The organism is Bacillus sp. NTK071, from assembly GCF_017303315.1.
Taxonomy (GTDB): Bacteria; Bacillota; Bacilli; order Bacillales; family Guptibacillaceae; genus Guptibacillus.
The window spans coordinates 1-24,591 of the sequence record NZ_JAFKOI010000019.1 but is presented as its reverse complement, the minus strand read 5'-3'; the positions used below and the strand labels follow the sequence as shown (position 1 = coordinate 24,591).

The following is a 24,591-nucleotide window of genomic DNA, read 5'->3' as shown; positions in this document are numbered from 1 at the left end:
TGAAATGCCAATGACAATTATTCGACTAGGCTATGTTGCAATGAGTATGGAGCTTGTAAACAGTTCACCTTCTCAAACAATGACATTTGCCCAATTTCAGAAGCTAGAAAATAGAAATGCAGCGATTCGTAAGCTTGAGAGAATTGCAAAATCAAATTTGCGTAATTGTCTCCGCCTTCTTAAGCATAATAAAGGCAATGACATTCATTTTTTCCGTTTCAGTTCAAGGTTGATTCCCCTCGCAAACCATGAAGCGTTGAATGACTGGAACTACCTACAACCATTAACAAGTGAGTTAAAAGAGCTAGGTGACTTTGCAAAGCAAGAAAAGATGCGTGTCGATTTTCATCCTGACCATTTTGTGTTATTAAATTCCCCCAAAAAAGAAATTCTGAAAGCCTCCACAGCCACGCTTGCTCTACATGTAAGACTTTTGGAAGGAATGGGATTAGACCCAACGCATCGCTGCGTATTGCACGTTGGTGGAGGATACAAAGATAAGGAAAAATCTCTTGAGCGTTTCATTCATAATTGGATGTATACCCCACAAAAAATACAGCAAACCATTATTCTCGAAAACGATGATACGACCTTTACGCTACTTGATACGCTCTATTTATGCGAGAAGTTGAATGTCCCAATGGTTTTCGATTATCACCACCATCTTGCCTGCCATGAAACAGAGGAGTGGGAATCGCACTGGGCGAGAGTAGTAGATACGTGGAATGAATCTCCTTTACCTGTGAAGATGCATATCTCCTCACCTAAAAGCGATAAGGAATTTCGTAGCCATGCTGATTACATAGATGTTGATCTGTTTTTTCAATTTCTAAATGAAGTGAAAGGGAGTACCCCACAGATTGACTGCATGATTGAAGCAAAGCAAAAAGACGCTGCCCTATTTCGACTAATGGATGAGATCAAGAAAAGGAATGACGTTGAAATCATCGATGGATCTACATTTAAATTAAATTAAAAACCGGGCACGATAGCCCGGTTTTATTCTGTGATTTTTTTGCTTCTTTGTTTTGTTGTAGGGTTTGTTTGGTTGGCTTGCTCAACAGCTTGGGCAAGTTCTTTCTTCATACCGCGTTTCTTCTCCTTTGCCAAAAAGACTCCCTCCTTTACTTGATGTTAGCGTGTCCGATGAGGCTGTCTTTATACGAAAGGAAGGTTTATCAATTTGGGGAGCATGGGAACGTTAGTTTATTAAATAAGTTGTAATGGCTTTTAAACAGCTTTCTTTATATGTTGCATGCTTCTTCTCATCACCTGTCATCAACCATTGGATCATATAGCCATCAATCATTGACCTAATGGATTTTCCATCATCATCATGGTTTCTATTATGGAAATGACCTTCGCTTTCACCACGAATTAAAATCAATTGGCTAATGGAAGAACAATTTTGATAGAAGCGGGCATTAATTTCACGATACCGTTCGTTTCTTGTGGCCTGGGCAAGAAAATCGAGATACACTTTAAAGAATTTTTTGTTCTCCCGAGGATTAATGAAAACAGCATCAATATATGCCTCAAGCATTTCTTGAAAAGAGGTTTTGTGCTCTACAGCAGCTTTTTCTTTTTGATAAATTCGCTCCGTGATTTCTTCAAGAAGGTGTGCTAGAACATCTTCCTTGTTTTGAAAGTAATAATTTGGAACTCCTTTACTAACATCAGCATAATTAGCTATATCCTGAAGGGTGACAGTCTCATACCCTTTATCTGCAACTGCTTGGTAAGCGGCCTTAATAATTTGTTTTCGTCGTAACTCTGTCTTTCGACTCATCCGATCACAACTCCTTACAAATTTATTATACACAACCTATAATTGATAGGAAAGAATTCAGATTAATTGACCGGTCAGAATAATTTCTGTTAAGGTAGTATCGAACTAACGTTAAAGGAGGATCTTGTAATGGAACCATTTAAAGCTTTAGTAGTAGATAAAATTGACGATGATACAAAGACTTCATTAAAAGGATTAACAAAAGAGGAACTACCTGAAGGTGACGTTCTAATTAAAGTTCATTATTCTAGCGTAAATTATAAGGATGGGTTAGCAACACATCCTAAAGGAAATATCGTTAAGGAATACCCACATGTTCCGGGCATTGACCTGGCTGGGGTTGTGACAGAATCCGATCACCCAAATTGGAAAGAGGGAGATCAAGTTATTGTCACAAGCTATGAACTTGGCGTTTCTCATTTTGGTGGGTTTAGTGAATACGCAAGAGTGAAATCAGAGTGGATCGTACCACTTCCAGAGGGCCTTTCTTTGAAAGAAGCTATGATTTATGGAACGGCAGGATTTACGGCCGCACTTTCGATCTATCAACTTGAACAAGCAGGTCTCACACCTGATAAAGGGCCAGTCCTTGTGACTGGTGCTACAGGTGGAGTTGGAAGTATGGCTATTGCGATGCTTGCTAAAAAAGGATACGAAGTTGCAGCAAGTACAGGCAAAGAATCAGAACATGGGTACTTGAAGGAACTGGGCGCAACGAGTATTCTAAGTCGAGACGAGGTTGCTCCTGAAGGATTTAAACCAATCGGAAAGCAAAAATGGGCAGGTGCAGTAGATCCTGTTGGTGGTTCTACTCTTGCTGCAGTATTAAGTAATACAATGTATGGAGGAGCTGTTGCTGTTAGCGGGCTGACCGGTGGTCCGAAAGTTCCGACTACTGTCTTTCCATTTATCCTGAGAGGCGTTAACCTTCTAGGGATTGACTCCGTCTATTGTCCTATGGAAAAAAGAAAAGAAATTTGGAATAAAGCTGCAAATGAATATAAGCCTACAGAACACCTTGAGTCAATTCACAATGAGGTGACGATTGAGGAACTTCCAGAAGTATTAAATTCAATATTAAGTGGAAAAGTCCGTGGTAGAACAATCGTAAAATACTAGAAAGAAGAGAGAGCGTCGCTCTCTCTTCTTTATTTTTCATTTATGTTCTGAAATTGTATGTTATTAGGCTTTTACTCTTCCGACCGTTAGACCGTCGCAAAGTGGAAGCATAATCGATTCGATGCGATCATCGTTTGCCATTTTATTGTTAAACGTTCGGATGGCTTCTACATTTTCGTCGTTAACCTTGTCATCAAAGACTCGGTCTCCCTGAAGGGTATTATCGGCTACGATTACAGCACCTGGGGAGGCCAGTTTTAAAGCCATATCTAGATAATTTGGGTAGTTTACTTTATCTGCATCAATAAAGAAGAAATCATATTGCTGACCCGCACTAAGCAGAGATTCCATGTTTTGTAGCGCTGGTCCAATAACGTATTTCACCTTATCTCCAAGACCAGCTTCTGTTAAGTTATCTTTGGCGACAGTAGCGTAGGATTCTTCTAATTCTAGCGACGTTAGAGAACCATCATTCTCTAGTGCACCAGCAAGCATAATTCCGCTATAGCCACCTAGTGCCCCTATTTCCATAATATATCTAGGTTTTTTAATGCTTACAAGTAGGGAAAGGAAGCGTCCAACTTCTGGCTGAACTGAAATGGCAGGCATACCGTTTTTTCGAATGCTTTCATTAACGGTTTGTAGTGCTGTGTCTTCATTACCAAAAAGATTGCGAATATACTCATCGTGATTACGAGCCAAGCAGATCTCACCCTTCCTAATAAATTGTCGATTCGTTTTTATTGTTATGCAGTGGATATGGACTGTCAAGACTTAAGCAATGTAAAATAGATAAAGGAAGAATAAATATGGTGAATAAATCGCTAAATTAACAAAGTAAACACAAAAATGTAAATTAGTTCTAATTCCGCAAGGGTGTTCGGGACTTAAGTCCTTGTTCTGTGATGGGGACTTGGGAAAGTAGGAAACAAAAGATGCTATTAATCCTACGAAAGATATTGTTATTTCCCAATACCCCCTTGGTCAATTGTTTGTTAAACTAGTACTAACAGCAAGGATCGGTTATAAAAGTCCATCCTTTTTCCTACTTGCCTGAATGGGAGAAGGCAGCTGAATATGAAAGGGGAGTTTAGAATGCAGCTTGAGCAAGGGAACAAAGCACTAAAGTCTGATGAATATGATTCTTCTATCACTGCCTATACCACTAAGCAGGTCAATGTGCCCAAACTACCGATTGCAAGTGATGAAGGTTTTTCTAATGTTGTCAGAGATTCGAATCAGAATTATTGGTTCACTAAACAACTGTCATCGAATCATGTTGAAGTTTATGTTTTTGTTCACAGTCTTGCTCAGCTGAGAACCTTTCAGGTAAACGGGAAACCGAGCTTCTATGAGTATCCTGATTCAGTTTGTATTGCATGTGAAGGTGAAGAATGGAATGGGTGGATTTATGAGTTCGCAAAGAGCGATCCGCGTATGACACATCAATGGCATGTAAAAGGGATTTTCTGTGATCTAAAGCGCAAAGGAAACCAGCTGATTGTATCGTCATATCATGTTGAAGGGGACGAAGCGCTTTTAACCACTTTTGGTGATACTGGTAAAAAAGTGACTCCTCTTGAAGAAGGCTATTCACCTGTTAACATGATGATTGCTGATGAGGGTTTATATGTAGCAGCGCTATCAATCTCTTCTGCTCGACAGGATCAGATTCTTCTCCTTGACGATGATTTACAATTGAAAAATTCGTTTAAGCTTGATTTCTCTCCCCGTACTATTCACTCATGGAATGGATTATTAATTGTCCATGGCATAAACGGTAGAACAGGGAAAAGTGATCAGCTCGTATACATCTGCCCTAAAACCGGTCAGCAGGAAAAATTCCCGATTCCAAGTAGCGAGCTATTAAAATGTACGGATCAACACATTACGTTCTATAATGCTGAATCTAAAATTTTGGCGATTTGGGATCATGAAGATAAAGAAATCATTAGCATGAGAGAAGCAGAACGGCCCTATGCTTCGAATCATTTTTGATAAAGGCAATGTTAAGACAAATAGAGAAATCAACAATGTAATTTAACAAATCCTTAATAAAAGAAAACAATGAACCTGAGCAGAATATGCTCAGGTTTTTTGGTTGTTAAAAAGAATATGAGGTTAGAGAAAGAAAGGTAAAAGTACAGGAGTTTTTAATGAAGTGTGAAGATAGAAGGCGAACTGCAACAATGCTATACTAATTGGAAGACCAAGATTTAATTCACTAGAAATGTGAAAGAGAGGAAAAGAATGCGACCAGAACCTTCGAAGAAAATTGACCCAAAAGGGTTAAAAGTATGGCAAATTACAGGCGGGATTGTATCTTTTGTAAGCATGATCATTCTTGCTGGTCTATTTACATTCCACTTATTCGTTCGCGCCATACCTTATTGGGTTTTAGTAGTGAGCTGTATACTAGTCATTATATTTACCATTCTACAAGTCTGGGTTCTTCCTAAACTTAGGTGGAGAAAGTGGCGTTATGAAGTGAGCGAGCATGAAGTCGAGTTGAAATATGGTGTTATTATGGTGACCCGTACATTGATACCAATGGTTCGAGTTCAACATGTAGATACGAGGCAAGGACCGTTGCTACGTGCAAATCAGCTATCATCTGTTACCATTTCAACTGCAGCAACAACACATGAGATACCAGCTCTTTCTAATGAAATAGCAGACGAACTTAGGGATCGAATTTCAATTCTTGCGAGGATGGCAGAAGATGATGTTTGATCGCAAGCGTCTTCATCCTGTAGCAATGCTTCTATCATTCATTAGCTCTATCAAAGAGGCTGCACTCCCACTCATCTTTTTCATTTTTGTTGGACGTGGTGGCTATTCCTGGTGGCATTTTATCGCAATTGGAGGGCTGCTTGTTTTCACGCTTTTAAATGGTGTTATGGGCTGGCTTTTTTATACATATCAAGTACAAAATAATGAATTACGAATTCATCAAGGTTTTATCTTTCGCAAAAAGCGTTTTATTCCTAGAGAGAGGATTCAATCTATCGATTTCTCTCAGGGTGTTATTCAACGTCTTTTTGGACTAGTTAAAGTTCAAATTGAGACGGCTGGTGGAGGGGGCGAACCTGAGGTCGTTATGCCGGCGTTAAGTCGTCTTGATGCGGAGCGATTAAAAGAAGAATTGTATAACAAGAAAAGTACAAATGAAGAAAATAATGAAGAAGTTGCTCCTGTTCTACAGTATAAATTAACTTGGCGTCAGCTTCTTATAGCAGCATCAACTTCAGGCGGAATAGGCGTCGTTCTCTCTTTTTTAGCCGCGATTGGTTCACAACTTGATAACCTTATCCCTGATGAATTCTATACGAAAGCAACAGAAACGGTTTTGGATGCCACAATCCCACTTATTCTGTTCAGCGTGGCTTTTATTCTTATTTTGTCTTGGCTATTCTCAGTTGTAGGAACGGTATTGAAATATGGAGGCTTCGTTTTTTCTCGTCAAGAGAGTGATTTAATTATTCATCGAGGTGTTCTAGAAAAGCGACAATTAACAATACCTGTCCAAAGAATTCAGGCGATTAGAGTTGTTGAAGGTCTTCTACGCCAGCCTTTTGGTTATGCTGCTATTTACGTAGAAAGTGGTGGGGGCGGTGGGAAAGATGAGCAATTCTCAACGGTTATGTACCCTCTAATGAAGCGCAAACGCATTAAGTCGTTTATTGAAGAGGTGCTACCGGAAATTCCTATTCATAACGAGGTGAAACCTCTTTCGACGCGTGCAAGACGGCGTTATATGATTCGATTTACTCTACCTACCCTTATACCAGTAGGTGCACTTAGCTATTTCATTCCATATGGGTACCTATCAGTTCTATTGATTCCACTTGCCTGTCTAATTGGTTATTTTCATTATCGTGATGCGGGGTGGAGTGTAAAGAACGGGATTGCACTCTTGCAGTTCAGGCAAATTGGCAGAACGAGAGTCTATGTAGCGCGTAAGAGGATTCAGGCCATGGAAATGCAAACCACTTATTTTCAAAAAAGACGATTATTAACGACATTCCAACTATCAATTCTTTCAAGCTTTGCAGGTAAACAATTTCGAGTAAGAGAAATTGATCAGCTTGATGGACAATCACTTCTGGATTGGTATTCATATGAGTCAAGTGAGCGTACTAGTGAATTGAAACAGGGCGAATAGATACTTTTAAAGAACATATAATACAAGCCTTCAAAGAAGGAGAGGTGAAAGAATGACAATTGATATACAACGATTAACAGAAGACTTCCTTGAAGGCGATCAGGATAGAGCGTGGGAAAGAATTGAAGAACAAGAGAATTTGATGGAAAATAGTCATCTAACTTATGAAGTATTAACGAAAGCAATGCAGCGAGTAGGAAAGCTATGGGAAGAAAATGAAATTTCTGTAGCAGATGAGCACCTTGCAACGACAACCTGTGATTATGTGCTTTCTCGATATGCCTATTCTAAAAAAATAACGAATGAAAAAGCTGATGGTCCACGTGCTATATTTCTATGTATTGAACAAGAGCAACATTATTTAGGGTTGAAAATGATTTCGTTACTTTTTCAAGAGTACGGTTGGCAAACAAAGTTATTTGGAGCAAATCTACCGCTTGAGCACGTCATAGATACGGTTGAGAAATGGGATGCTTCCGTCGTAGGCATTTCTGTCTCAATTATGTCTCATGTTGAGCGACTTAACCACTATGTGACAGAGCTTGAAGGGTTAGAAAAGACTCCTGAGGTGTTAGTTGGTGGTAGACTTGCTGCACAATATGATTTATCAAAGTATTGCTCTAAGCATACGATATTAGTTCCAGATCTCGAGCAGATACGTTTATGGTTAGAAGATCGGAAGGGTGGGGAGCACAATCATGTTTGATATTAAGAATCATCCACTCCCTGCATTTATCATAAATGACAATCTAGAAATTATTGAGAGGTCACAACTAGCGACCGAATCCTTTTCTTCCTCCACTTCTTTTCTACAGCTTGTCGACCAGGACAGCAGGACAAAGGCGAAAAAGTATCTGACACCTCTTCAAAAGGAAGTAGAGATTGAGTTGGTATTGAACACGATACTTTTTCCTTATTCTCTATATAATGTGTATGTAAAATGGTCAAATGAAGGATTAGCACAGCTTGTTTGTGTTAAACAGGATAAAAGAATTGCAAAGCTTGGTGAGTCGATTCAAAAGCAGAGAGAAAGGTTATCAGAAACCAATTTTGACTTACTTGATAAAAAGGAAGAGTTGGAAGCAGCACTCACAAGAATTAAAAAGTTATCCAGTCCTTTCCTGCCAATCTCTTCAACTATTGGGGTCATTCCTTTATTCGGAACGCTTGAACAGGTGTTATTTGAATTGAATCAGAATGAGTTGCTTTATTCAATTCGCAATGGTGATTATAATCACGTTATTATTGATTTTAGTGGGGTTGGAGAAGTAGAGGAGAGCGGTGCTCAAGCCTTACACTCATTCTGCAAAATGGTTAATGTGATCGGTGTGACACCCGTGTTATGCGGTTTAAAGCCATCACATGTGTTTAACCTAGTAGACCTTGATTTCGAATTAAACCAGAATTTCGATATAATGGGCAGGTTAAAAGATGCTATTCAATATTATATGATTGCTCCTTTGGAATAAAGAAACCGGTGATTGTGTATTCAAATCACCGGTTCTTCTTATTTTTAGAAATAGCGTGCGAGAAAACCAAGAGCAACGAGAACAACGAAAACTCCCCAGATGATTTTGCCACCTGTGCCAGAACCTGAACGAATTCTACGCTTCTGCCATCTGTTAGGTTTAAAGCGGATATCCCCACTAGTATCTGGTGCGCGCCGAACGCGAATCATACCACGGTTAATAAATGGCTTTGCTCCTATGAGAAGAATAGGTGCTAATGCTGCACCTGCAAGGAAGCCGAATAAATGACCGAGAATGTTAATATTAGGGCTAATGAACGTCATGACAAGACCAATCCCAAGAATCATTAAAATGAGCTGAGAATTTGCCTGGTCGATTAGCTCTTTTCGATAGAAGGCCATATAGAAATAGATGCCGAATAAGCCGAAGATCGCACCGGATGCACCAACATGACTGAATGTACTATCCTGTAAGTAAAAAGTAGCGATGTTCGCAATGATACCAGCACCGAAGTAACCAATTAAAAACTTTGTTTTACCGAGCATTTGCTCTAGTGCTGGACCAAAAAGGTAGAGTGAGAAAGAGTTGAACAACACGTGAGCGAAACCGCCGTGTAGAAAGATTGGTGTGACAAGTCTCCAGTACTGCCCTGCCTCAATCGCTCGATTGGAGCCTACTCCTAAATTGAAAATGGAAAACATCCCAAAAAGGTTTACCATAATAAAGAGGAGGATATGTATACCAATAAGTATGGAAATGATAGGATAATAGCGGATAAATGAGCGAAAATCTTCATTTCGCACAAACATATATTAACCACCTTTTCTAAAGATTTAATTTTTTGTTTGGCTCTTTACGTAGACGTTGTTGCTATAGCGGGTTAATTTCCGCTCCACTCACTAAGTACGGCTTGTTCAATAATTGTTTCAAAGCAACAATCTTTTAGAAAAGAGCCTTTTATGAAGTGAACGGCATTTAAATAAAACGAACTATCTATTTATTTGTTACTAGTTTAGCATAGCTTTCAACCTGAGCACTATTGATAACTTTATGCTAAATCTTAATGAGATAGTACTAAGGAGGTTTTTCATGATTATAGGAATTGGAATCGATTTGATTGAACTCGATCGGATTCAGAAAGCTGTTGAAAGGAACCCTTCTTTTCCAGAACGAATTCTGACGAGTAGTGAGCAAGAGGAGTATTGCAAACTTAGTGGACGGAGAAGTGTGGAATTTCTTGCTGGTCGGTTTGCGGCCAAAGAAGCTTATGCGAAAGCGAGAGGGACAGGAATCGGGAAACTGAGCTTTCAGGATATCACAATCCAAAAGTCCCCAGAAGGAGCACCCTATATTGAAACAATAGGCGAAGGTGAACGCATACATATTTCAATTTCACACACGAGGCAACATGCAGTGTCGCAAATCATTATCGAAAGCTCGTCAAGCTAGTCTGCATAACTTTGGGACTTGGCTCATATATTTTACCACGGTCAGGAGGGACCTGTTGTGAGAATCGTATCCGGAGAAGAAATGTATGAAGCGGACCGGTTTACCATGGAGGAGATTGGTCTAAGTGGCGTACTACTTATGGAAAATGCAGGTAAAGCGCTTTTTGAAGCAATGAAGGGCAGGATACACAAAAATGAACGGGTGGCTGTGCTAATTGGTTCAGGGAATAACGGAGGAGACGGCTTTGTTCTTGCAAGATACTTAAAAGAGAAGGGTTACAATGTTGATGTATGGGTGATTCCCCCACATTCAAAACTAAAGGGGGATGCGGGTACTCATTTTGGCATTTATACCAACTTGTCTTATGAATGGAATGCTTATAAAGATGGAGAAGCATTTCAACAAAATCTTGCGAGTTATACCGTTATAATCGATTGTCTGTTAGGGCTTGGCATATCAGGAGTGATTCGTTCGCCATATGATGAAGTTGTTCAGAAAGTAAATCGGTCTTCTGCTACGGTCATTTCTGTCGACTTGCCAAGTGGCTTACATGCTAATGGAGGGTTCGAAGGAGAGTGTCAGCCTATTCGTGCTGACAGAACTTATACACTTCAGTGCCCGAAGTTAGGCGCCTTCCTTTACCCTGATGCTGATTATTATGGAGAACTAGAAGTGATTGATATTGGACTGCCTCGAAACGCATTTTCAAAAGCTTTACAAAGAAAACTCTGGCTCGAGTCAGATGTTAAGCGTACACTTACCGATCGAACGTCATCCTCCCATAAAGGAAGCCATGGAAAAGGTCTGGTGATTGGCGGATCAAGGGGAATGGCTGGAGCACCTGTAATGTCAACAAAAGCTGCCTATCGAAGTGGAGCGGGTTTATTACAGGTCGCTGTGCCGGATAATATCCTTTCAATAGTAACAAGTACTATGTTAGAAGCGATGTTTCAAGGGTGGTCTTCAGATAATGGATATTTCTCTGGAGAGGTGTCAGGTGATCTTTCTGAATTCGATGGTATCGCGGTTGGGCCGGGTCTTGGAAGGGAAGTGGGGTGTAGCAAGGTTGTAAAAGCTATGCTTGCAACGAACGTACCTCTCGTTCTGGACGCCGATGCACTTTATCATTTGAATGAACTGAAAGATGAATTGAAAGCAAGAAAGTCACCGACTATTTTGACTCCGCATCCGGGAGAAATGGCAAGACTGACTGGGCTTTCTATTCAAGATATTCAAAGTAGACGATTCGAAATCTCTCGGTCGTTTGCACGTGAGTTTGGTGTATATCTTGTCTTAAAAGGTCCATATACAGTTGTGACCACACCTGATGGAAGTCAGTTTGTCAACACAACAGGTAATCCAGCTTTAGCAAAAGGTGGATCTGGTGATGTGCTGACAGGAATGGTACTCGCTTTTGTCATGCATAGTCAGTCCATTCAAGAAGGGATAAGCAATGCCGTTCTTGTTCACGGTAAAGCGGCTGATACCCTGGTTCAAACAGCTCATTCAACCCTGGACGTATTGGCAACCGATGTTATTGCAACTATACCAGCTGTTCTGCATTCATTTCTTGAGCAAAACCACGGATAGGTTTTTCACCACACAGGAACCTCCTTTGTCGTTTTAAATGAGGCAAAGGAGTTGGATACAGTGAAAAGGTTCGGTTCTGTTTTACTTATCGGAATACTGATGCTTGTTGCCCTTTCTGGATGCGGACAAAAAAGTCAGCAGGACGTAGTGGATGCTTTGGATAAAAAGTTAAATGAAATGGACAGCTATAAAGTAAATGCAAAGATGACACTTGAAACAGGGGAAGAGCCTCAACGTTATGATGTAGAAATTTGGTATCAGAAGCCATCTTATTATCGAGTAGAATTGAAAAATGCAACGAAAGAGCAAAGCCAAATTATTTTAAGAAATGATGAAGGGGTGTTTGTGCTTACCCCAGCTCTTAATAAAAGTTTCAGATTCCAAAGTAATTGGCCAGAGAACGGTAGTCAGGCTTATCTCTATAACACACTCGTGTCTGATATTCTAAACGACTCAAGCGCGGGGTTTGAAGCAAAAGATAATGACTATGTCTTCACGACTAAAACAAACTATCAAAACAAAAACTTATCTAAGCAATCAATTAAGCTAAATAAGAAGGATCTTGCTCCAGAGAAAGTAACAATTATGAATCAGGATATGAAACCGTTAGTGAACATTGAATTCTCCAATATGAAATTTAATGCTTCGTTCGACAAAGGTGCTTTTGATATGGAGCGAAATATGACAGCAGCTCAGCTTGAAGTGCCAGTCATTGCAGCTACCAATGAGCCTTTTGAAGTCGTCTACCCAATGTATGAGCCTCAAGGGACTGGCCTTACAGACGAGAAAGAAGTAGCGACCGATAAAGTGATATTAACCTTTACTGGTGAAAAATCATTCACATTGATTGAGGAGAAGAGTGAAGCTGCACTTGAGACAAGTGCACCTGTATCAGTTGGTGAAGGAGAACCTGTCGACCTTGGTTTCACAATGGGAATTATGACCGAGTCGACAGTTACCTGGAACCATAACGGGGTTGACTTCTTCCTTGCTTCAGATGATCTATCAATCGAAGAAATGGTCTCTGTTGCAAGGTCAGTGTACGGAACAACAGAAATTAAATAACACTCCAAGAAGGTTCAGCTGTCACGGCTGAACCTTCTTTAGAAGTTATGTGGATCATAAAATCGAGGCTAGTGTTATTCACATACTTTAGATAGTTGCGCTTGCGATTTTCTTAAAAACTCCTAAAATAGAAAGCAGAGTGATTTGTTTCAGGAGGAAATAAAGTATGGAGAATCAACCTTTTTATAGAGAAACATGGGCAGAAATTAATCTCGATGCCATTAAACAAAATATACATGCTTATAAAAACCATGTTCCATCAGATGTTTCAATAATGGCAGTCGTAAAAGCGAATGGTTACGGACATGGTGCATTAGCGACAGCTAAGACGGCAATAAAGTCAGGTGCATCTTATCTAGCAGTGGCGATTCTCGACGAGGCACTTGCGCTCCGTGAAGAAGGAATTACTACACCAATTCTAGTACTAGGTTGGGTTCCACCAGTTCATGCCAAATTGGCAGCGGAACAGGACATCACGCTGACAGTTTTTCAATTGGAATGGCTTAAGCAAGCTGAAGCTATATTAAATGGCTTATCTCTTGTTATTCATTTAAAAGTCGACACCGGAATGGGACGACTAGGTATAAAGGAAGAAAAGGAAGCTAAACTGATAGTAGAGTGTTTAAAAAAGAATTCTTCATTTAAAGTGGAGGGACTGTATACACACTTTGCAACGGCGGATGAACCAGATAATCCATTTATTGAAACGCAGCGTAACAGGTTTGAAGAAATGGCATCTTATCTAAAGTCGGAAGGCATAAACCCTGTCTGGATTCATCTTGGCAATAGCGCAGGGGCTGTCAGAATGCCTGAACGAATTGGGAATATCATCCGTGTTGGTATTTCCATGTATGGTCTCAGTCCTTCTCAAGAAATGAAATCAGTTCAACCTTTTAATCTTAATCCTGCTTTCAGTCTTCATAGTCAACTTGTTCATGTGAAGCAAATGAAAGAAGGGGAGCCGATTAGTTATGGATCGACTTATCATACGACTGAAGGCGAATGGATTGGAACAGTTCCAATAGGCTATGCAGATGGTTGGATCCGCAAGTTACGAGATGGATATGTACTAATAAATGGTGAACAAGCACCAATTGTAGGTCGAATTTGTATGGATCAGTTTATGGTTCGACTCCCTGCATCGACTAAAGTTGGGACGCGTGTCACGCTAATAGGTCGACAGGGTTCAGAAGAAATTACAATAGATGACATCGCTAAGCGACTTGAGACGATAAACTATGAAATTCCTTGTATGATCGGACCGCGCGTTCCGCGAATTTTTCGAGAGAATGAAGAAAAAAAGGGCGTAATGAATACAATTTTAAAAAAATAGTAAAATAAAAGAAGGATTTTGCAAGAATATGATGAAATAGTCTTGTGGAAAGTTGTTTTGCAATGCGTCGTCTGCAATGGTAAGATTAATGGTGGAATACAATATGAGTAGCAGTGCTTCGGAGGTGTATGTTTGTGTCAGAGGCAAACAAAAAATCGATTGTTGTAACTCTCCCACAACATATTTTAAATGAGGTGGATGGTATCATTCAACAGGAACAGCTCGATCGTAACGAGTTCATATCACAGGCCACGACAATGTATATTCGCGAGCGCAAGAAGCGACAAATTCGTGACGCCATGCGCCAGGGGTACATGGAGATGGCTAAGATTAACTTGAACCTTGCAGCAGAAGCCTTTCTTGTTGAGGAGGAAGCAGAGCACACCGTGGACCGCTTAGTAAGCGGGGTGTAATGACTTGATTGTCAAACGAGGTGATGTGTATTTTGCTGACCTTTCTCCTGTTGTAGGTTCTGAACAAGGTGGCGTAAGGCCTGTATTGATTATTCAGAACGACATTGGGAATCGTTTTAGTCCTACTGTCATTGTTGCCGCAATTACTGCTCAAATTCAAAAAGCAAAGCTTCCCACTCATGTGGAAATTGATGCCAAGCGCTATGGATTTGAACGGGATTCGGTTATATTGCTAGAACAAATTCGTACCATTGATAAACAGCGTCTAACTGATAAGATCACTCACCTTGATGAGGGTATGATGCAACGGGTGCAAGAAGCCCTGCAGATCAGCCTTGGACTTATTGATTTTTGAAAACGCATAGAATAGTACCCAAGCGAAGCTGCTCTTATGAGCAGTTTTTTTGTATCCTAAATGAAATCTTTTAAGGCTTTTCGTATGGGGTATGGCAGGTAATATTCTAGTTGTGTCGAAAAGTGTGTTAAGATAAAAATGATGTGATGCGCTTAAATTGGGAAAGCATAATGATTGCGAGGATTTCCTGGCAATGAGAAGATAAATGAACGCAGTAAGATCGTAGGGAGGAGCAAGATGGACAAGTTAGTCATACAATTATTGAATGAAAGCCGTGAACGTATTTATACCAGATGGATGGACGAGATGGAAAGAGTACGGGACGAACACCGGCTACAGTCAATAACCGATAAAGCTTACGAGGAAACAAACCAAGAATTGTTTGAAATTATTTATACGCATATTGAACAAAATGTTCATAAGCCAACAGATCGGATGACCGAGTTCGCTGAACATTTAATGAAGATAGGGTGGAGACTTAGCTATATTACGCAAGGGTTGCAAAATTTCCGCCGAATTATTTTGGCAGTGATTCTAGATGCCAACCAGTCAAATGAAAAAGTATTTGCTATGTACGATGAAATTGATCGCTGGATTGACCCAATTGTTAATCAGCTAATCAATGAGAGTGCTAAGAATTGGGAGAATACAGTATCCATTCAGAAAGTTGCTCTTCAAGAATTATCTGCACCTCTTATTCCGGTTTTTGAGAATATCAGTGTAATGCCACTTATCGGAACCATTGATACAGAACGCGCGAAACTTATAATGGAAAATCTGTTGACTGGTGTTATTAAACATAGATCTCAAGTTGTTCTCATTGACATTACTGGTGTTCCTGTAGTGGATACAATGGTTGCTCACCATATTATTCAGGCTGCTGAAGCAGTTCGCCTTGTTGGAGCACAATGTATTCTAGTTGGCATTAGACCTGAGATTGCTCAAACGATCGTCAATCTGGGGATCGACCTCGGCCAATTCCCAACCAAGAGTACGTTATTTAAAGGTATGAAAACAGCATTAGAAATGACTAAACGAAAAATGATTGAGCTTGAGTAAGGGGGGAAGACCATGCGAATTCCTATATTGAAACTAAATCAATATTTGTTAATTACTATTCAGGTAGACCTTGACGACAAAACAGCACTTCAATTTCAGGAGGATTTGCTCGAAAAGATTCATGAGACAGGAGCAAAAGGCGTTGTAATTGATCTGACATCTGTCGATATGATTGATTCATTTATCGCCAAAGTACTAGGTGATGTTGTACGCATGTCGAATTTAATGGGGGCAAAAGTGGTGCTTACAGGAATTCAACCTGCTGTTGCTATAACGTTGATTGATCTAGGCATCATGATGAAGAATGTCCCAACTGCATTAGATTTAGAACAGGGGTTAGAGAAATTACAACAGGAATTGGGGGGATAAGCTATGAATATCCAATCCTGTGTGGAAGTTAGAAATGAATGGGATATTGTTAAAGCGAGGCAGTCGGGTAGAAACATTGCTAAAGAACTTGGGTTTGGCACAGTTGACCAAGCTCGAATAACTACAGCAATCTCCGAGCTCGCACGTAACATATACCTTTATGCTGGAAATGGCGAAGTTGCCATTGAGCGTGTGGAAAACGGTGGTAAATTAGGGCTTAAAATCGAAGCGTCTGACTCGGGACCTGGAATTAAAGATATACGAAAAGTAATGGAAGATGGTTTTACCACTTCTGGTGGTCTTGGAGCAGGTCTTCCAGGAGTTAAACGCTTAATGGACGAGTTTACGATTGATTCAAAAGAAAATGAAGGAACAATTATAACTTCTATTAAATGGCTCCGTTAAGGAGGATAGGCCACTATGGATGACCGAGATCTTCAATATCAAAAATACAAATCTATATTAGAGAATTATTTACAAGAGCAGTCGGAGCAAACGCTTTACAAAGGACAGCAGTTTAGCAGGAAAATGATTGAGCAAAAAATTTCCCCTGAAGAAGCTGTTAGCCTTCATGTGAGCGTACTTGAAGAACTATTTCCTGATATTCCTCAGCCGCTTAAAAACTCTTATGATTTCTTGCTAGAGATGATGATTGGTTATGGATTTGCTTACAGGGAACATCAGAGTCTTCGAAGCCGTCAACAACAGCTTGAATCAGAAATTGAAATTGCTGCTAATATGCAGCAAACGTTGTTGGCGGGTGATAAGCCTGATGTCAGGGGTCTTGATATTGGTGCTATTAGTAAACCTGCTCAGAAAATGAGTGGGGATTACTACCATTTTGTTCAGGATGAGAATAATTGCATGAGTGTAGCAATTGCTGATGTAATTGGAAAAGGTATACCTGCAGCATTATGTATGAGCATGATTAAATACACAATGGATAGTGCTCCTGAACAGCGTATGCAACCAGGGGCAGTTCTTGAGAATCTTAACCGAGTGGTAGAGCAGAATGTAGATCCTAATATGTTTATTACAATGTTTTACGGATTGTACGATCCTAGGGTCAATTCATTTTATTATGCTGGCGCCGGTCATGAGCCGGGCTTTTTTTACGATGCAGGGAAAGATGAATTTGAAGAGTTGTTTACAAAAGGATTAGTTCTTGGTGTTTCTAAGAAAACGTCATATCAGGAATATCAGCGTGTCTTACATGGGAATGATATGGTTATTATGTTATCTGATGGCGTAACAGAGTGTCGTTCTAGTAACGGATTTATTGAGCGAGATGAAATTGTTGCAATGATTCGTAAATATATTCACCTTTCAGCTCAGGAAATCGTTGATGAAGTGTATAGAGAACTTGAGCGGTTGCAAGAGTTTGAACTTCGTGATGACTTCACACTCGTGATTTTACGACGAGAGGTTTAACTTCTCTCAGCTAGTGGAATAAGGGAATAATGATATTATTTATTATTTGAAGCAACCTACAGGGGGTAATGTTATGAATTTACAGATCAAACAAGAAGATCATGAGAATACACATCATTTACATATAGCAGGGGAAATAGATGCTTATACAGCACCACAGCTACGTGAAGCTTTACTTCCGCTAACCGGAAAAGAAGGTCATGAAACACTAGTTCATCTTGGTGATGTTAACTATATGGACAGCACCGGATTAGGTGTGTTCGTAGGTGCACTTAAATCATCTAAAGAGCACGGTAGCTCGATTAAATTGACTGGTATGACTTCACGCGTTCAGCGTCTCTTTGAAATCACTGGCCTTGATGAAGTGATCGATATCGAAGACGTAAAGGGGGGATCCAAGTGATAAACATTTCAGATTTTGTTGAAATGAAAATCCCTGCTCAGGCAGAGTTTGTTGGAGTTACAAGATTAACCGTTTCTGGTATCGCAAACCGTATGGGTTATTCTTATGATGAAATTGAAGATATTAAAATTGCCCTTTCAGAAGCTTGTACGAATGCAGTGAATCATGCTTATAAAGAAGATGAAAAAGGACAAATTACAATTGGTTTTGGTATTTACGAAGACCGTCTTGAAATGATGGTACTTGACCGTGGTCAAAGCTTTGATTACACAAAGGTTTCGGAGAAGTTAGGTCCGGTTGATAGTGATAAGTCTGTGGAACAACTCAGTGAGGGAGGACTAGGTCTCTTTCTGATTGAATCGCTGATGGACAAAGTGGAAATCAGTGGAGAGGACGGAGTAGTAGTTATGATGACGAAGTTCCTCCATAGAGATGGGGTGGAAGTAGATGCCGACACAATCTCCTCATCCCCGCAATAATAACAACAATGAAGTTTATGAGTGGATTGAACAATATCAAAATGATCCTACTGATGAAGTTGTTCAACTGAAACTGGTTGAAAGGTATCAGGATCTTGTTCAATCACTTGCTCGTAAGTTTTCCAAAGGGAAAAGCATACATGATGATCTTGCACAAGTTGGGATGATCGGATTGCTAGCCGCCCTGCGTCGCTATGACCCAGAGTTTGGTAGAAGCTTTGAATCGTTTGCTGTTCCAACAATTGTTGGTGAAATTAAACGTTTTATTCGCGATAAAACGTGGAGTGTTCATGTACCAAGAAGGATTAAAGAGCTCGGTCCACGTATTAAGAAGGCAGTTGAAGAACTAACAAATGAATTGCAACGTTCTCCTAAGGTTGATGAACTTGCAGAGTATTTGAACGTTTCTGAAGAAGAAGTCCTTGAGACGATGGAGATGGGCAAGAGCTACCAGGCGCTTTCAGTAGATAGTTCTATTGAAGCTGATCAGGAAGGCAGTACAGTAACTCTCTTGGATCTTGTTGGCGATCAAGAACAAGGCTTTGATTTAGTGGATCAACAAATGCTTCTTAAGAAAGCTTTCGCTGTACTAACAGAGCGAGAACAGGAAATTCTAAATTGCACTTATTTCGAGAACATGAGCCAGAAAGAAACTGGAGAGAAACTAGGCATTTCACAGATGCATGTTTCACGTTTGCAGCGTAGAGCGCTTGAGAAACTTAGACAAGCCATTCGAATAGAACCAACGGAGGCATTTTAGCTATGATTCACCATCATGATTTTAAACGGCTTACTGTAGCTGCTTACCAGAAACCGAAAGCTGGCAATCAGATGTGTGGAGACAGCTATTATGTAACGGAAACTTCGGAATATTTTATTTGTGCAGTAGCTGATGGTCTTGGAAGTGGTGATATGGCAAAAGATTCATCTCTCGCTGCAATTAATGTAGTAAAAGAGCATCAAGATGAAGATGTTGAATCCTTAATGAAGCGTGCGAATGAAGAGATGAGAGGAAAACGAGGTTGTGTTCTGTCTGTTTTTAAGCTTGATCTTGAAACTAGAAAGATGGAGTTTAGCGGCATAGGTAATATTAACTTAATTATCTATCAACCCGACGGACGCATCAATCGCCCGATCTCATACTCTGGCTATTTATCTGGAAAGTCTCAAAAAGTAAAAGTTCAAACAATTGATTACCCATCAGGATCTTCATTTGTCACCTATTCTGACGGTGTCCAAATTAGCTCCAAAAATTATGCAATGATTGCTCGTTTTGATTCAGTACAAGAGTCCTTTCAACATTTAACAGATTCGCTTCCGTCAACAAATGATGACATTACCCTGCTTGTAGGTAAAACCGTTTAAAAAGCTCTTCCGTATCCATAAGGAAGAGCTTTTTTTATTTTGTTCATAGACGAAATTTATTTCATTGTGAGGATTAGATGTATTGTACGAGGTATCAATATGTTTGGCTGAGCCGGTAATGGAAATCATTTCTATACTAATGGCTCTTTTCTAAAAGAATGTTGCTTTATAAAAAATTGGACTAGCGGGACAGGTGAGGCCCCACAGGAGCGTTAGCCAAGAAGAGGCTCACCGCCCTGCGGAAAGCGAGCATCCTGAAGCGGAAATCACCTCCACTCTTCTAGCAACGATGTTTACGAAAAGAGTCATTTTGTAAAAGGGAGACTTTTAACGAGACCTTTTATTCGGTAAACTTATACTATTATTGAAATGGTTCTAAGGAGGAATGATTTTGGGAAATACGGCAGACAAACAACAGGCAGAACATTTTCATAAAGTAGCACAGAAATTGAATATTGCTGAACGCAGTGTGAGAGAAGTGATCACTCTTTTAGATGGTGGGAATACGGTCCCCTTTATAGCGAGGTATCGTAAGGAACTTACTGGTGGTCTAGATGAAGTGCAGCTTAGGGATATCCAGGAAGCATGGACTTATTTGCAAAACCTGGAGAACCGTAAAGAAGAAGTGATTCGTCTTATACATGACCAAGATAAATTAACAGATGAACTGAAGGCTCAACTTCTGAAAGCAACAAAGCTCCAAGAGGTAGAAGATCTATATCGTCCTTATAAACAAAAAAAGCGGACAAAAGCGACAATCGCAAAGGAAAAGGGATTAGAGCCCCTGGCGAATTGGATTATGACGGTAGCAGACCGTGAGCCATCTGAAGAAGCGGTTAACTTTCTATCTGAAGAGAATGATGTAATTTCCGTTGAAGACGCTCTTCAGGGAGCGAGAGATATTATTGCAGAATGGATTTCAGATGATGCTGAAGCGAGAAAGTGGATTCGTACAAAGACGTTTCAATATGGTCTTCTTCAAACCGCTGTGAAATCAGAGGAAGATGATCCTAAGCAAATCTTTGAAATGTATTATGCGTATGAGGAGGGAATTTCCAAAATTGTTCCTCACCGTATTCTAGCAATCAATAGAGGTGAAAAAGAGGGAATTTTAAGGGCATCTATTACACCGCCCGTAGATTCAATCCATGATTATTTAAGAAGAAAAACGATTAACACTCTTCAGAAGACTTGCGTTGATCTTCTGGAGGAAGCAATGGTCGACAGTTATAAGCGTCTCATTCAGCCATCTGTTGAAAGAGAGATACGCAAAGAGTTAACAGAAAAAGCTGAAGATCAGGCTATTCATATTTTTTCTGAGAATTTAAAGCACCTTTTACTTCAACCTCCACTAAAAGGAAAACGAGTACTTGGCGTTGACCCGGCCTATCGTACTGGGTGTAAGTTAGCTGTTGTAGATGATACTGGGAAAATGTTGACCGTTTCAGTCATTTATCCTACACCTCCAAGATCAGAGGTGGATAAATCGATGGCAATCGTAAAGAAGATGATTGAGGACTATGATATCGAAATGATTGCGATTGGAAATGGTACAGCATCTCGCGAAACAGAGCAATTTATTGCTAACGTTATTAAAGAAGTCGATGTAGATTTAGCTTATTTAATCGTTAATGAAGCTGGAGCAAGTGTTTATTCCGCTTCGGACCTAGCAAGAGAAGAATTCCCATCTCTACAGGTTGAAGAACGTTCTGCGGTTTCAATTGCGAGAAGAATTCAGGATCCACTTGCTGAACTCGTGAAGATCGATCCCAAATCAGTTGGTGTTGGACAATATCAACACGATGTATCTCAGAAGAAGCTAAATGATCAGCTTACTTTTGTGGTCGAGACGGCGGTTAACCAAGTAGGGGTTAATGTAAACACCGCATCTGTATCACTTCTTCAATATGTAGCGGGTCTATCTCGAGCGGTTGCAACAAATATCGTCAAAAAAAGAGATGAAGAAGGAAAGTTTACAAGTCGTGTTCAATTGAAGAAGGTCCCGAGGCTTGGCGCTAAAACATATGAACAATGTATTGGATTTATGAGAATTATGGGAGGTAAGCAACCTCTTGATCAAACAGAAATACATCCTGAGAGTTATGAAGTTACCAAAGCGCTCCTAGCACAATTGAATTGTAAGCATGAGGATATTGGATCTGAAAAACTCATCCAGTCACTTGCCACCCTCTCAATTAAAGACACTGCAGCAGAGCTTGAAATTGGAGAATTGACGCTTGAAGATATTATTGCTTCCCTTCGCAAACCAGGAAGAGACCCAAGGGATGAACTTTCACAGCCTATTTTAAAGACAGATGTTCTTAAGATGGAAGACTTAGAGCAGGGAATGGAGCTCGAAGGGACAGTGCGTAATGTAGTGGACTTTGGAGCCTTTGTAGATATAGGTGTAAAACAAGACGGGCTTGTTCACATATCGAAATTAACGAATAAATTTGTGAAAAACCCAATGGAAGTCGTCCATGTAGGACAGGTTGTAACGGTATGGGTAGATAGCGTTGATTTAAAAAGAGAGCGAATTGCCCTTACGATGCTCAATCCTTCATAAGCACTGCCCTCAGGGGCGGTGTTTTCTTTTATAAAAAAACCAGCATTGGTTTAATAGTTTGATTTGACGACGGTCTTTATCGAGGTATGCTTGCTTTAGCTGTCTTTTAAACCAGACAGGCATCAGAATCTCCTCCTTTAGAAGATGACACTTTCGTAATGATGTTGTAAATTAGTTTATGAAGTGCTGCTTGTATGTGTTCAATAAGTTAAGAGGTGAGAATGTGAAGGAAGAGGATTTGCAAAAACTAGTGGAAGCAATCTCAGAAGAATGGTTTGGGCTGTCCTTTAATCATTCTGCAACTTTCAATTCAAGGTTAAGAACAACAGGCGGACGTTACTTACTGCGCTCTCATAATCTTGAGTTTAATAAAAAGCATTACGATCAATTTGGTATGGAAGAACTTATTGGGATTATTAAGCATGAGCTCTGCCATTATCATTTACATCTTCAACGTAAAGGATATAAGCATCAGGATCAGGATTTTAAAAAACTACTGAATCAAGTTGGGGGCTCACGTTACTGTCAGGTAGTTCCTGGTCAAAGGCGTATCGAGGAATGGAAACACCTCTATGAATGTCGAAACTGTAAGACAAGGTATATGAGAAAGAGGAGGATGAATACATCGAAATACGTATGCGGCAGGTGCAGGGGCAGGTTACGCAAAATTTCTTGAAACTTGTCATTGACGCTCCTTAAGGTATGTGGTAAATTAATAAAGTCTCTTCGGAGAGCGCGTCCCAATCACTTACATAACAGATTAAGAAATTTATTAAAAACTGTTGACTTTGATTGCTGGATGCGATATTATATTAAATGTCGCCGATAACGGAGACAACAAAACACATATTATTCCACAGTAGCTCAGTGGTAGAGCTATCGGCTGTTAACCGATCGGTCGTAGGTTCGAATCCTACCTGTGGAGCCAAACGGAGAAGTACCCAAGTGGCTGAAGGGGCGCCCCTGCTAAGGGTGTAGGTCGCGCAAGCGGCGCGAGGGTTCAAATCCCTCCTTCTCCGCCATTTTTATGGCCCGTTGGTCAAGTGGTTAAGACACCGCCCTTTCACGGCGGTATCACGGGTTCGAATCCCGTACGGGTCACCAACTTATTTTTGAATATTTGTTTCATCAACATGATATGTAATCAGTTATAGAGGTCTCGTGGTGTAGCGGTTAACATGCCTGCCTGTCACGCAGGAGATCGCGGGTTCGATTCCCGTCGAGACCGCCATTAACTTTAAAAAGCAATCCTGATTATATAAATTGTTGGGCTATAGCCAAGCGGTAAGGCAACGGATTTTGATTCCGTCATGCGCTGGTTCGAATCCAGCTAGCCCAGCCATGTTGAGCCATTAGCTCAGTTGGTAGAGCATCTGACTTTTAATCAGAGGGTCGAAGGTTCGAGTCCTTCATGGCTCACCACTTATTTGCGGGTGTGGCGGAATTGGCAGACGCGCTAGACTTAGGATCTAGTGTCTTACGACGTGGGGGTTCAAGTCCCTTCACCCGCACCAATTCTTTTTATAATAGTTTACATCAAGTAACGATGTGCGGTTGTGGCGGAATGGCAGACGCGCTAGCTTGAGGGGCTAGTGGGGGAAACCCCGTGGAGGTTCGAGTCCTCTCAACCGCACCAAATATAATATGCGCCCGTAGCTCAATTGGATAGAGCGTCTGACTACGGATCAGAAGGTTAGGGATTCGACTTCTCTCGGGCGCACCATTTCTTATTTAAATAAATGTCGGGAAGTAGCTCAGCTTGGTAGAGCACTTGGTTTGGGACCAAGGGGTCGCAGGTTCAAATCCTGTCTTCCCGACCATTGATTTCGCGGGTGTAGTTTAGTGGTAAAACCTCAGCCTTCCAAGCTGATGTCGTGGGTTCGATCCCCATCACCCGCTCCAATTAAGATGGGCCTGTAGCTCAGCTGGTTAGAGCGCACGCCTGATAAGCGTGAGGTCGGTGGTTCGAGTCCACTCAGGCCCACCATCTTTTCTGAAAAAAAGTTGTTGACAAGCACTAAACATAAATGATACGATTGTTTGGTCGCTAAAAACAGTAATGAAAGAAAAATTGATCTTTGAAAACTGAACGAAACGCCATGTAAGTAGTTGTTTCTACGGAAGCAAATTGTTTTAAAAGCTAGATTAAGCTTTCTATCGGAGAGTTTGATC

27 protein-coding genes and 12 tRNA genes are annotated in these 24,591 nt (G+C 40.4%); 35 read left to right on the top strand and 4 right to left on the bottom strand.

The features are described from left to right. Positions 1–10: 10 nt before the first annotated feature. Positions 11–976, top strand: coding sequence for a UV DNA damage repair endonuclease UvsE (gene uvsE, locus JI666_RS19060; RefSeq protein ID WP_206894613.1), 966 nt, complete (start codon positions 11–13; stop codon positions 974–976). Between the two features lie 225 nt (positions 977–1,201). Here the strand turns inward: uvsE and JI666_RS19055 are convergent, their stop codons facing one another. Beyond that, positions 1,202–1,789 carry a TetR/AcrR family transcriptional regulator gene (locus JI666_RS19055; protein WP_206894611.1) on the bottom strand — a complete coding sequence of 196 codons (588 nt, stop codon included), beginning with the start codon at positions 1,787–1,789 and terminating at the stop codon, positions 1,202–1,204. A gap of 129 nt (positions 1,790–1,918) precedes the next feature. On the opposite strand from JI666_RS19055, the gene JI666_RS19050 reads away from it, so the two are divergent. Further along, positions 1,919–2,908 (top strand): NADPH:quinone oxidoreductase family protein, encoded by a 990-nt coding sequence (locus JI666_RS19050; protein WP_206894610.1) that lies wholly within the window; start codon positions 1,919–1,921, stop codon positions 2,906–2,908. Positions 2,909–2,971: 63 nt separating this feature from the next. On the opposite strand, the gene JI666_RS19045 is transcribed toward JI666_RS19050, so the two are convergent. Continuing rightward, complete coding sequence (locus tag JI666_RS19045) at positions 2,972–3,610, bottom strand: O-methyltransferase (RefSeq protein WP_286170957.1); 639 nt, start codon at positions 3,608–3,610, stop codon at positions 2,972–2,974. Between the two features lie 393 nt (positions 3,611–4,003). Between JI666_RS19045 and JI666_RS19040 the strand changes: the two genes are divergently transcribed. The 5 genes from JI666_RS19040 (at position 4,004) to JI666_RS19020 (ending at position 8,542) form a co-directional block, all read left to right on the top strand. Next, positions 4,004–4,906, top strand: a complete 903-nt coding sequence (locus JI666_RS19040; protein ID WP_206894609.1) for a hypothetical protein — start codon at positions 4,004–4,006, stop codon at positions 4,904–4,906. Between the two features lie 252 nt (positions 4,907–5,158). Next, positions 5,159–5,641: a PH domain-containing protein gene (locus JI666_RS19035; protein WP_206894608.1), complete on the top strand. Its 483-nt coding sequence runs from the start codon at positions 5,159–5,161 to the stop codon at positions 5,639–5,641. Next, positions 5,631–7,073, top strand: a complete 1,443-nt coding sequence (locus tag JI666_RS19030; protein ID WP_206894607.1) for a PH domain-containing protein — start codon at positions 5,631–5,633, stop codon at positions 7,071–7,073. Before JI666_RS19035 ends, JI666_RS19030 begins: the two co-directional genes overlap by 11 nt. Positions 7,074–7,125: 52 nt before the next feature. Next, complete coding sequence (locus JI666_RS19025; protein WP_206894606.1) at positions 7,126–7,779, top strand: cobalamin B12-binding domain-containing protein; 654 nt, start codon at positions 7,126–7,128, stop codon at positions 7,777–7,779. Then, positions 7,772–8,542, top strand: coding sequence for an STAS domain-containing protein (locus tag JI666_RS19020; RefSeq protein WP_206894605.1), 771 nt, complete (start codon positions 7,772–7,774; stop codon positions 8,540–8,542). Before JI666_RS19025 ends, JI666_RS19020 begins: the two co-directional genes overlap by 8 nt. A 44-nt stretch (positions 8,543–8,586) precedes the next feature. Here JI666_RS19020 and JI666_RS19015 read toward each other — a convergent pair whose 3' ends face one another. Then, complete coding sequence (locus JI666_RS19015; protein ID WP_206894603.1) at positions 8,587–9,351, bottom strand: rhomboid family intramembrane serine protease; 765 nt, start codon at positions 9,349–9,351, stop codon at positions 8,587–8,589. A 280-nt stretch (positions 9,352–9,631) separates the two neighbouring features. Between JI666_RS19015 and acpS the strand changes: the two genes are divergently transcribed. The 15 genes from acpS (at position 9,632) to JI666_RS18940 (ending at position 22,419) form a co-directional block, all read left to right on the top strand. Continuing rightward, a complete protein-coding gene (gene acpS, locus JI666_RS19010) occupies positions 9,632–9,991 on the top strand; it encodes a holo-ACP synthase (RefSeq protein WP_206894601.1) in 360 nt (119 codons plus the stop codon). A gap of 57 nt (positions 9,992–10,048) precedes the next feature. Beyond that, complete coding sequence (locus JI666_RS19005) at positions 10,049–11,581, top strand: NAD(P)H-hydrate dehydratase (RefSeq protein WP_206894598.1); 1,533 nt, start codon at positions 10,049–10,051, stop codon at positions 11,579–11,581. A 60-nt stretch (positions 11,582–11,641) separates the two neighbouring features. Then, the gene (locus JI666_RS19000) at positions 11,642–12,646 is read left to right on the top strand and encodes a LolA family protein (RefSeq protein ID WP_349769363.1); all 1,005 of its coding nucleotides are present in this window, start codon (positions 11,642–11,644) and stop codon (positions 12,644–12,646) included. Positions 12,647–12,812: 166 nt separating this feature from the next. Next, positions 12,813–13,979, top strand: a complete 1,167-nt coding sequence (gene alr / locus JI666_RS18995) for an alanine racemase (protein ID WP_206894596.1) — start codon at positions 12,813–12,815, stop codon at positions 13,977–13,979. Between the two features lie 128 nt (positions 13,980–14,107). Beyond that, positions 14,108–14,392, top strand: coding sequence for a CopG family ribbon-helix-helix protein (locus JI666_RS18990; RefSeq protein WP_048312993.1), 285 nt, complete (start codon positions 14,108–14,110; stop codon positions 14,390–14,392). A 4-nt stretch (positions 14,393–14,396) separates the two neighbouring features. After that, positions 14,397–14,747 carry a type II toxin-antitoxin system endoribonuclease NdoA gene (ndoA, locus tag JI666_RS18985; RefSeq protein WP_048312992.1) on the top strand — a complete coding sequence of 117 codons (351 nt, stop codon included), beginning with the start codon at positions 14,397–14,399 and terminating at the stop codon, positions 14,745–14,747. Positions 14,748–14,984: 237 nt separating this feature from the next. Then, complete coding sequence (rsbRA, locus tag JI666_RS18980; protein ID WP_206894592.1) at positions 14,985–15,806, top strand: RsbT co-antagonist protein RsbRA; 822 nt, start codon at positions 14,985–14,987, stop codon at positions 15,804–15,806. Between the two features lie 12 nt (positions 15,807–15,818). Then, positions 15,819–16,175, top strand: a complete 357-nt coding sequence (gene rsbS, locus JI666_RS18975) for an RsbT antagonist protein RsbS (RefSeq protein WP_048312990.1) — start codon at positions 15,819–15,821, stop codon at positions 16,173–16,175. Positions 16,176–16,178: 3 nt separating this feature from the next. Next, on the top strand, positions 16,179–16,580 hold the full coding sequence (locus tag JI666_RS18970) for an anti-sigma regulatory factor (protein ID WP_136948701.1): 402 nt from the start codon (positions 16,179–16,181) through the stop codon (positions 16,578–16,580). Between the two features lie 15 nt (positions 16,581–16,595). Continuing rightward, positions 16,596–17,606, top strand: coding sequence for a PP2C family protein-serine/threonine phosphatase (locus JI666_RS18965; RefSeq protein WP_206894590.1), 1,011 nt, complete (start codon positions 16,596–16,598; stop codon positions 17,604–17,606). 73 nt (positions 17,607–17,679) lie between these two features. Continuing rightward, positions 17,680–18,009: an STAS domain-containing protein gene (locus JI666_RS18960; RefSeq protein ID WP_048312987.1), complete on the top strand. Its 330-nt coding sequence runs from the start codon at positions 17,680–17,682 to the stop codon at positions 18,007–18,009. Positions 18,010–18,032: 23 nt separating this feature from the next. Further along, entirely contained in the window at positions 18,033–18,488 is a 456-nt protein-coding gene (rsbW, locus tag JI666_RS18955; protein WP_048313049.1) for an anti-sigma B factor RsbW, read from the top strand. Beyond that, positions 18,457–19,248, top strand: a complete 792-nt coding sequence (sigB, locus tag JI666_RS18950; RefSeq protein WP_048312986.1) for an RNA polymerase sigma factor SigB — start codon at positions 18,457–18,459, stop codon at positions 19,246–19,248. The genes rsbW and sigB overlap by 32 nt, the downstream gene beginning before the upstream one ends. Positions 19,249–19,250: 2 nt before the next feature. Beyond that, positions 19,251–19,853, top strand: a complete 603-nt coding sequence (locus tag JI666_RS18945; protein WP_206894589.1) for a PP2C family serine/threonine-protein phosphatase — start codon at positions 19,251–19,253, stop codon at positions 19,851–19,853. Between the two features lie 385 nt (positions 19,854–20,238). Beyond that, complete coding sequence (locus JI666_RS18940; protein ID WP_206894588.1) at positions 20,239–22,419, top strand: Tex family protein; 2,181 nt, start codon at positions 20,239–20,241, stop codon at positions 22,417–22,419. 9 nt (positions 22,420–22,428) lie between these two features. Here the strand turns inward: JI666_RS18940 and cmpA are convergent, their stop codons facing one another. Beyond that, positions 22,429–22,542, bottom strand: coding sequence for a cortex morphogenetic protein CmpA (gene cmpA / locus JI666_RS18935; protein WP_136948697.1), 114 nt, complete (start codon positions 22,540–22,542; stop codon positions 22,429–22,431). A gap of 100 nt (positions 22,543–22,642) precedes the next feature. Between cmpA and JI666_RS18930 the strand changes: the two genes are divergently transcribed. The 13 genes from JI666_RS18930 to JI666_RS18870 all read left to right on the top strand — a co-directional run bounded on the left by JI666_RS18930 (position 22,643) and on the right by JI666_RS18870 (position 24,406). Continuing rightward, on the top strand, positions 22,643–23,095 hold the full coding sequence (locus JI666_RS18930; protein WP_206894587.1) for a SprT family protein: 453 nt from the start codon (positions 22,643–22,645) through the stop codon (positions 23,093–23,095). Positions 23,096–23,272: 177 nt separating this feature from the next. Beyond that, positions 23,273–23,347: transfer RNA gene (locus JI666_RS18925), tRNA-Asn, on the top strand. 3 nt (positions 23,348–23,350) lie between these two features. Then, positions 23,351–23,441 (top strand) — tRNA-Ser (locus JI666_RS18920). Between the two features lie 7 nt (positions 23,442–23,448). Then, positions 23,449–23,523, top strand: a tRNA-Glu gene (locus JI666_RS18915). Between the two features lie 51 nt (positions 23,524–23,574). Next, a tRNA-Asp gene (locus tag JI666_RS18910) sits at positions 23,575–23,650 on the top strand. Positions 23,651–23,686: 36 nt separating this feature from the next. Next, positions 23,687–23,761: transfer RNA gene (locus JI666_RS18905), tRNA-Gln, on the top strand. A gap of 4 nt (positions 23,762–23,765) precedes the next feature. After that, positions 23,766–23,841 (top strand) — tRNA-Lys (locus JI666_RS18900). A gap of 7 nt (positions 23,842–23,848) precedes the next feature. Beyond that, positions 23,849–23,933: transfer RNA gene (locus JI666_RS18895), tRNA-Leu, on the top strand. 36 nt (positions 23,934–23,969) lie between these two features. Then, a tRNA-Leu gene (locus JI666_RS18890) sits at positions 23,970–24,055 on the top strand. Positions 24,056–24,065: 10 nt separating this feature from the next. Beyond that, positions 24,066–24,142: transfer RNA gene (locus JI666_RS18885), tRNA-Arg, on the top strand. 20 nt (positions 24,143–24,162) lie between these two features. Further along, positions 24,163–24,239 (top strand) — tRNA-Pro (locus tag JI666_RS18880). An 8-nt stretch (positions 24,240–24,247) separates the two neighbouring features. Then, positions 24,248–24,321: transfer RNA gene (locus tag JI666_RS18875), tRNA-Gly, on the top strand. A gap of 8 nt (positions 24,322–24,329) precedes the next feature. Then, positions 24,330–24,406 (top strand) — tRNA-Ile (locus JI666_RS18870). Positions 24,407–24,591: the final 185 nt, after the last annotated feature.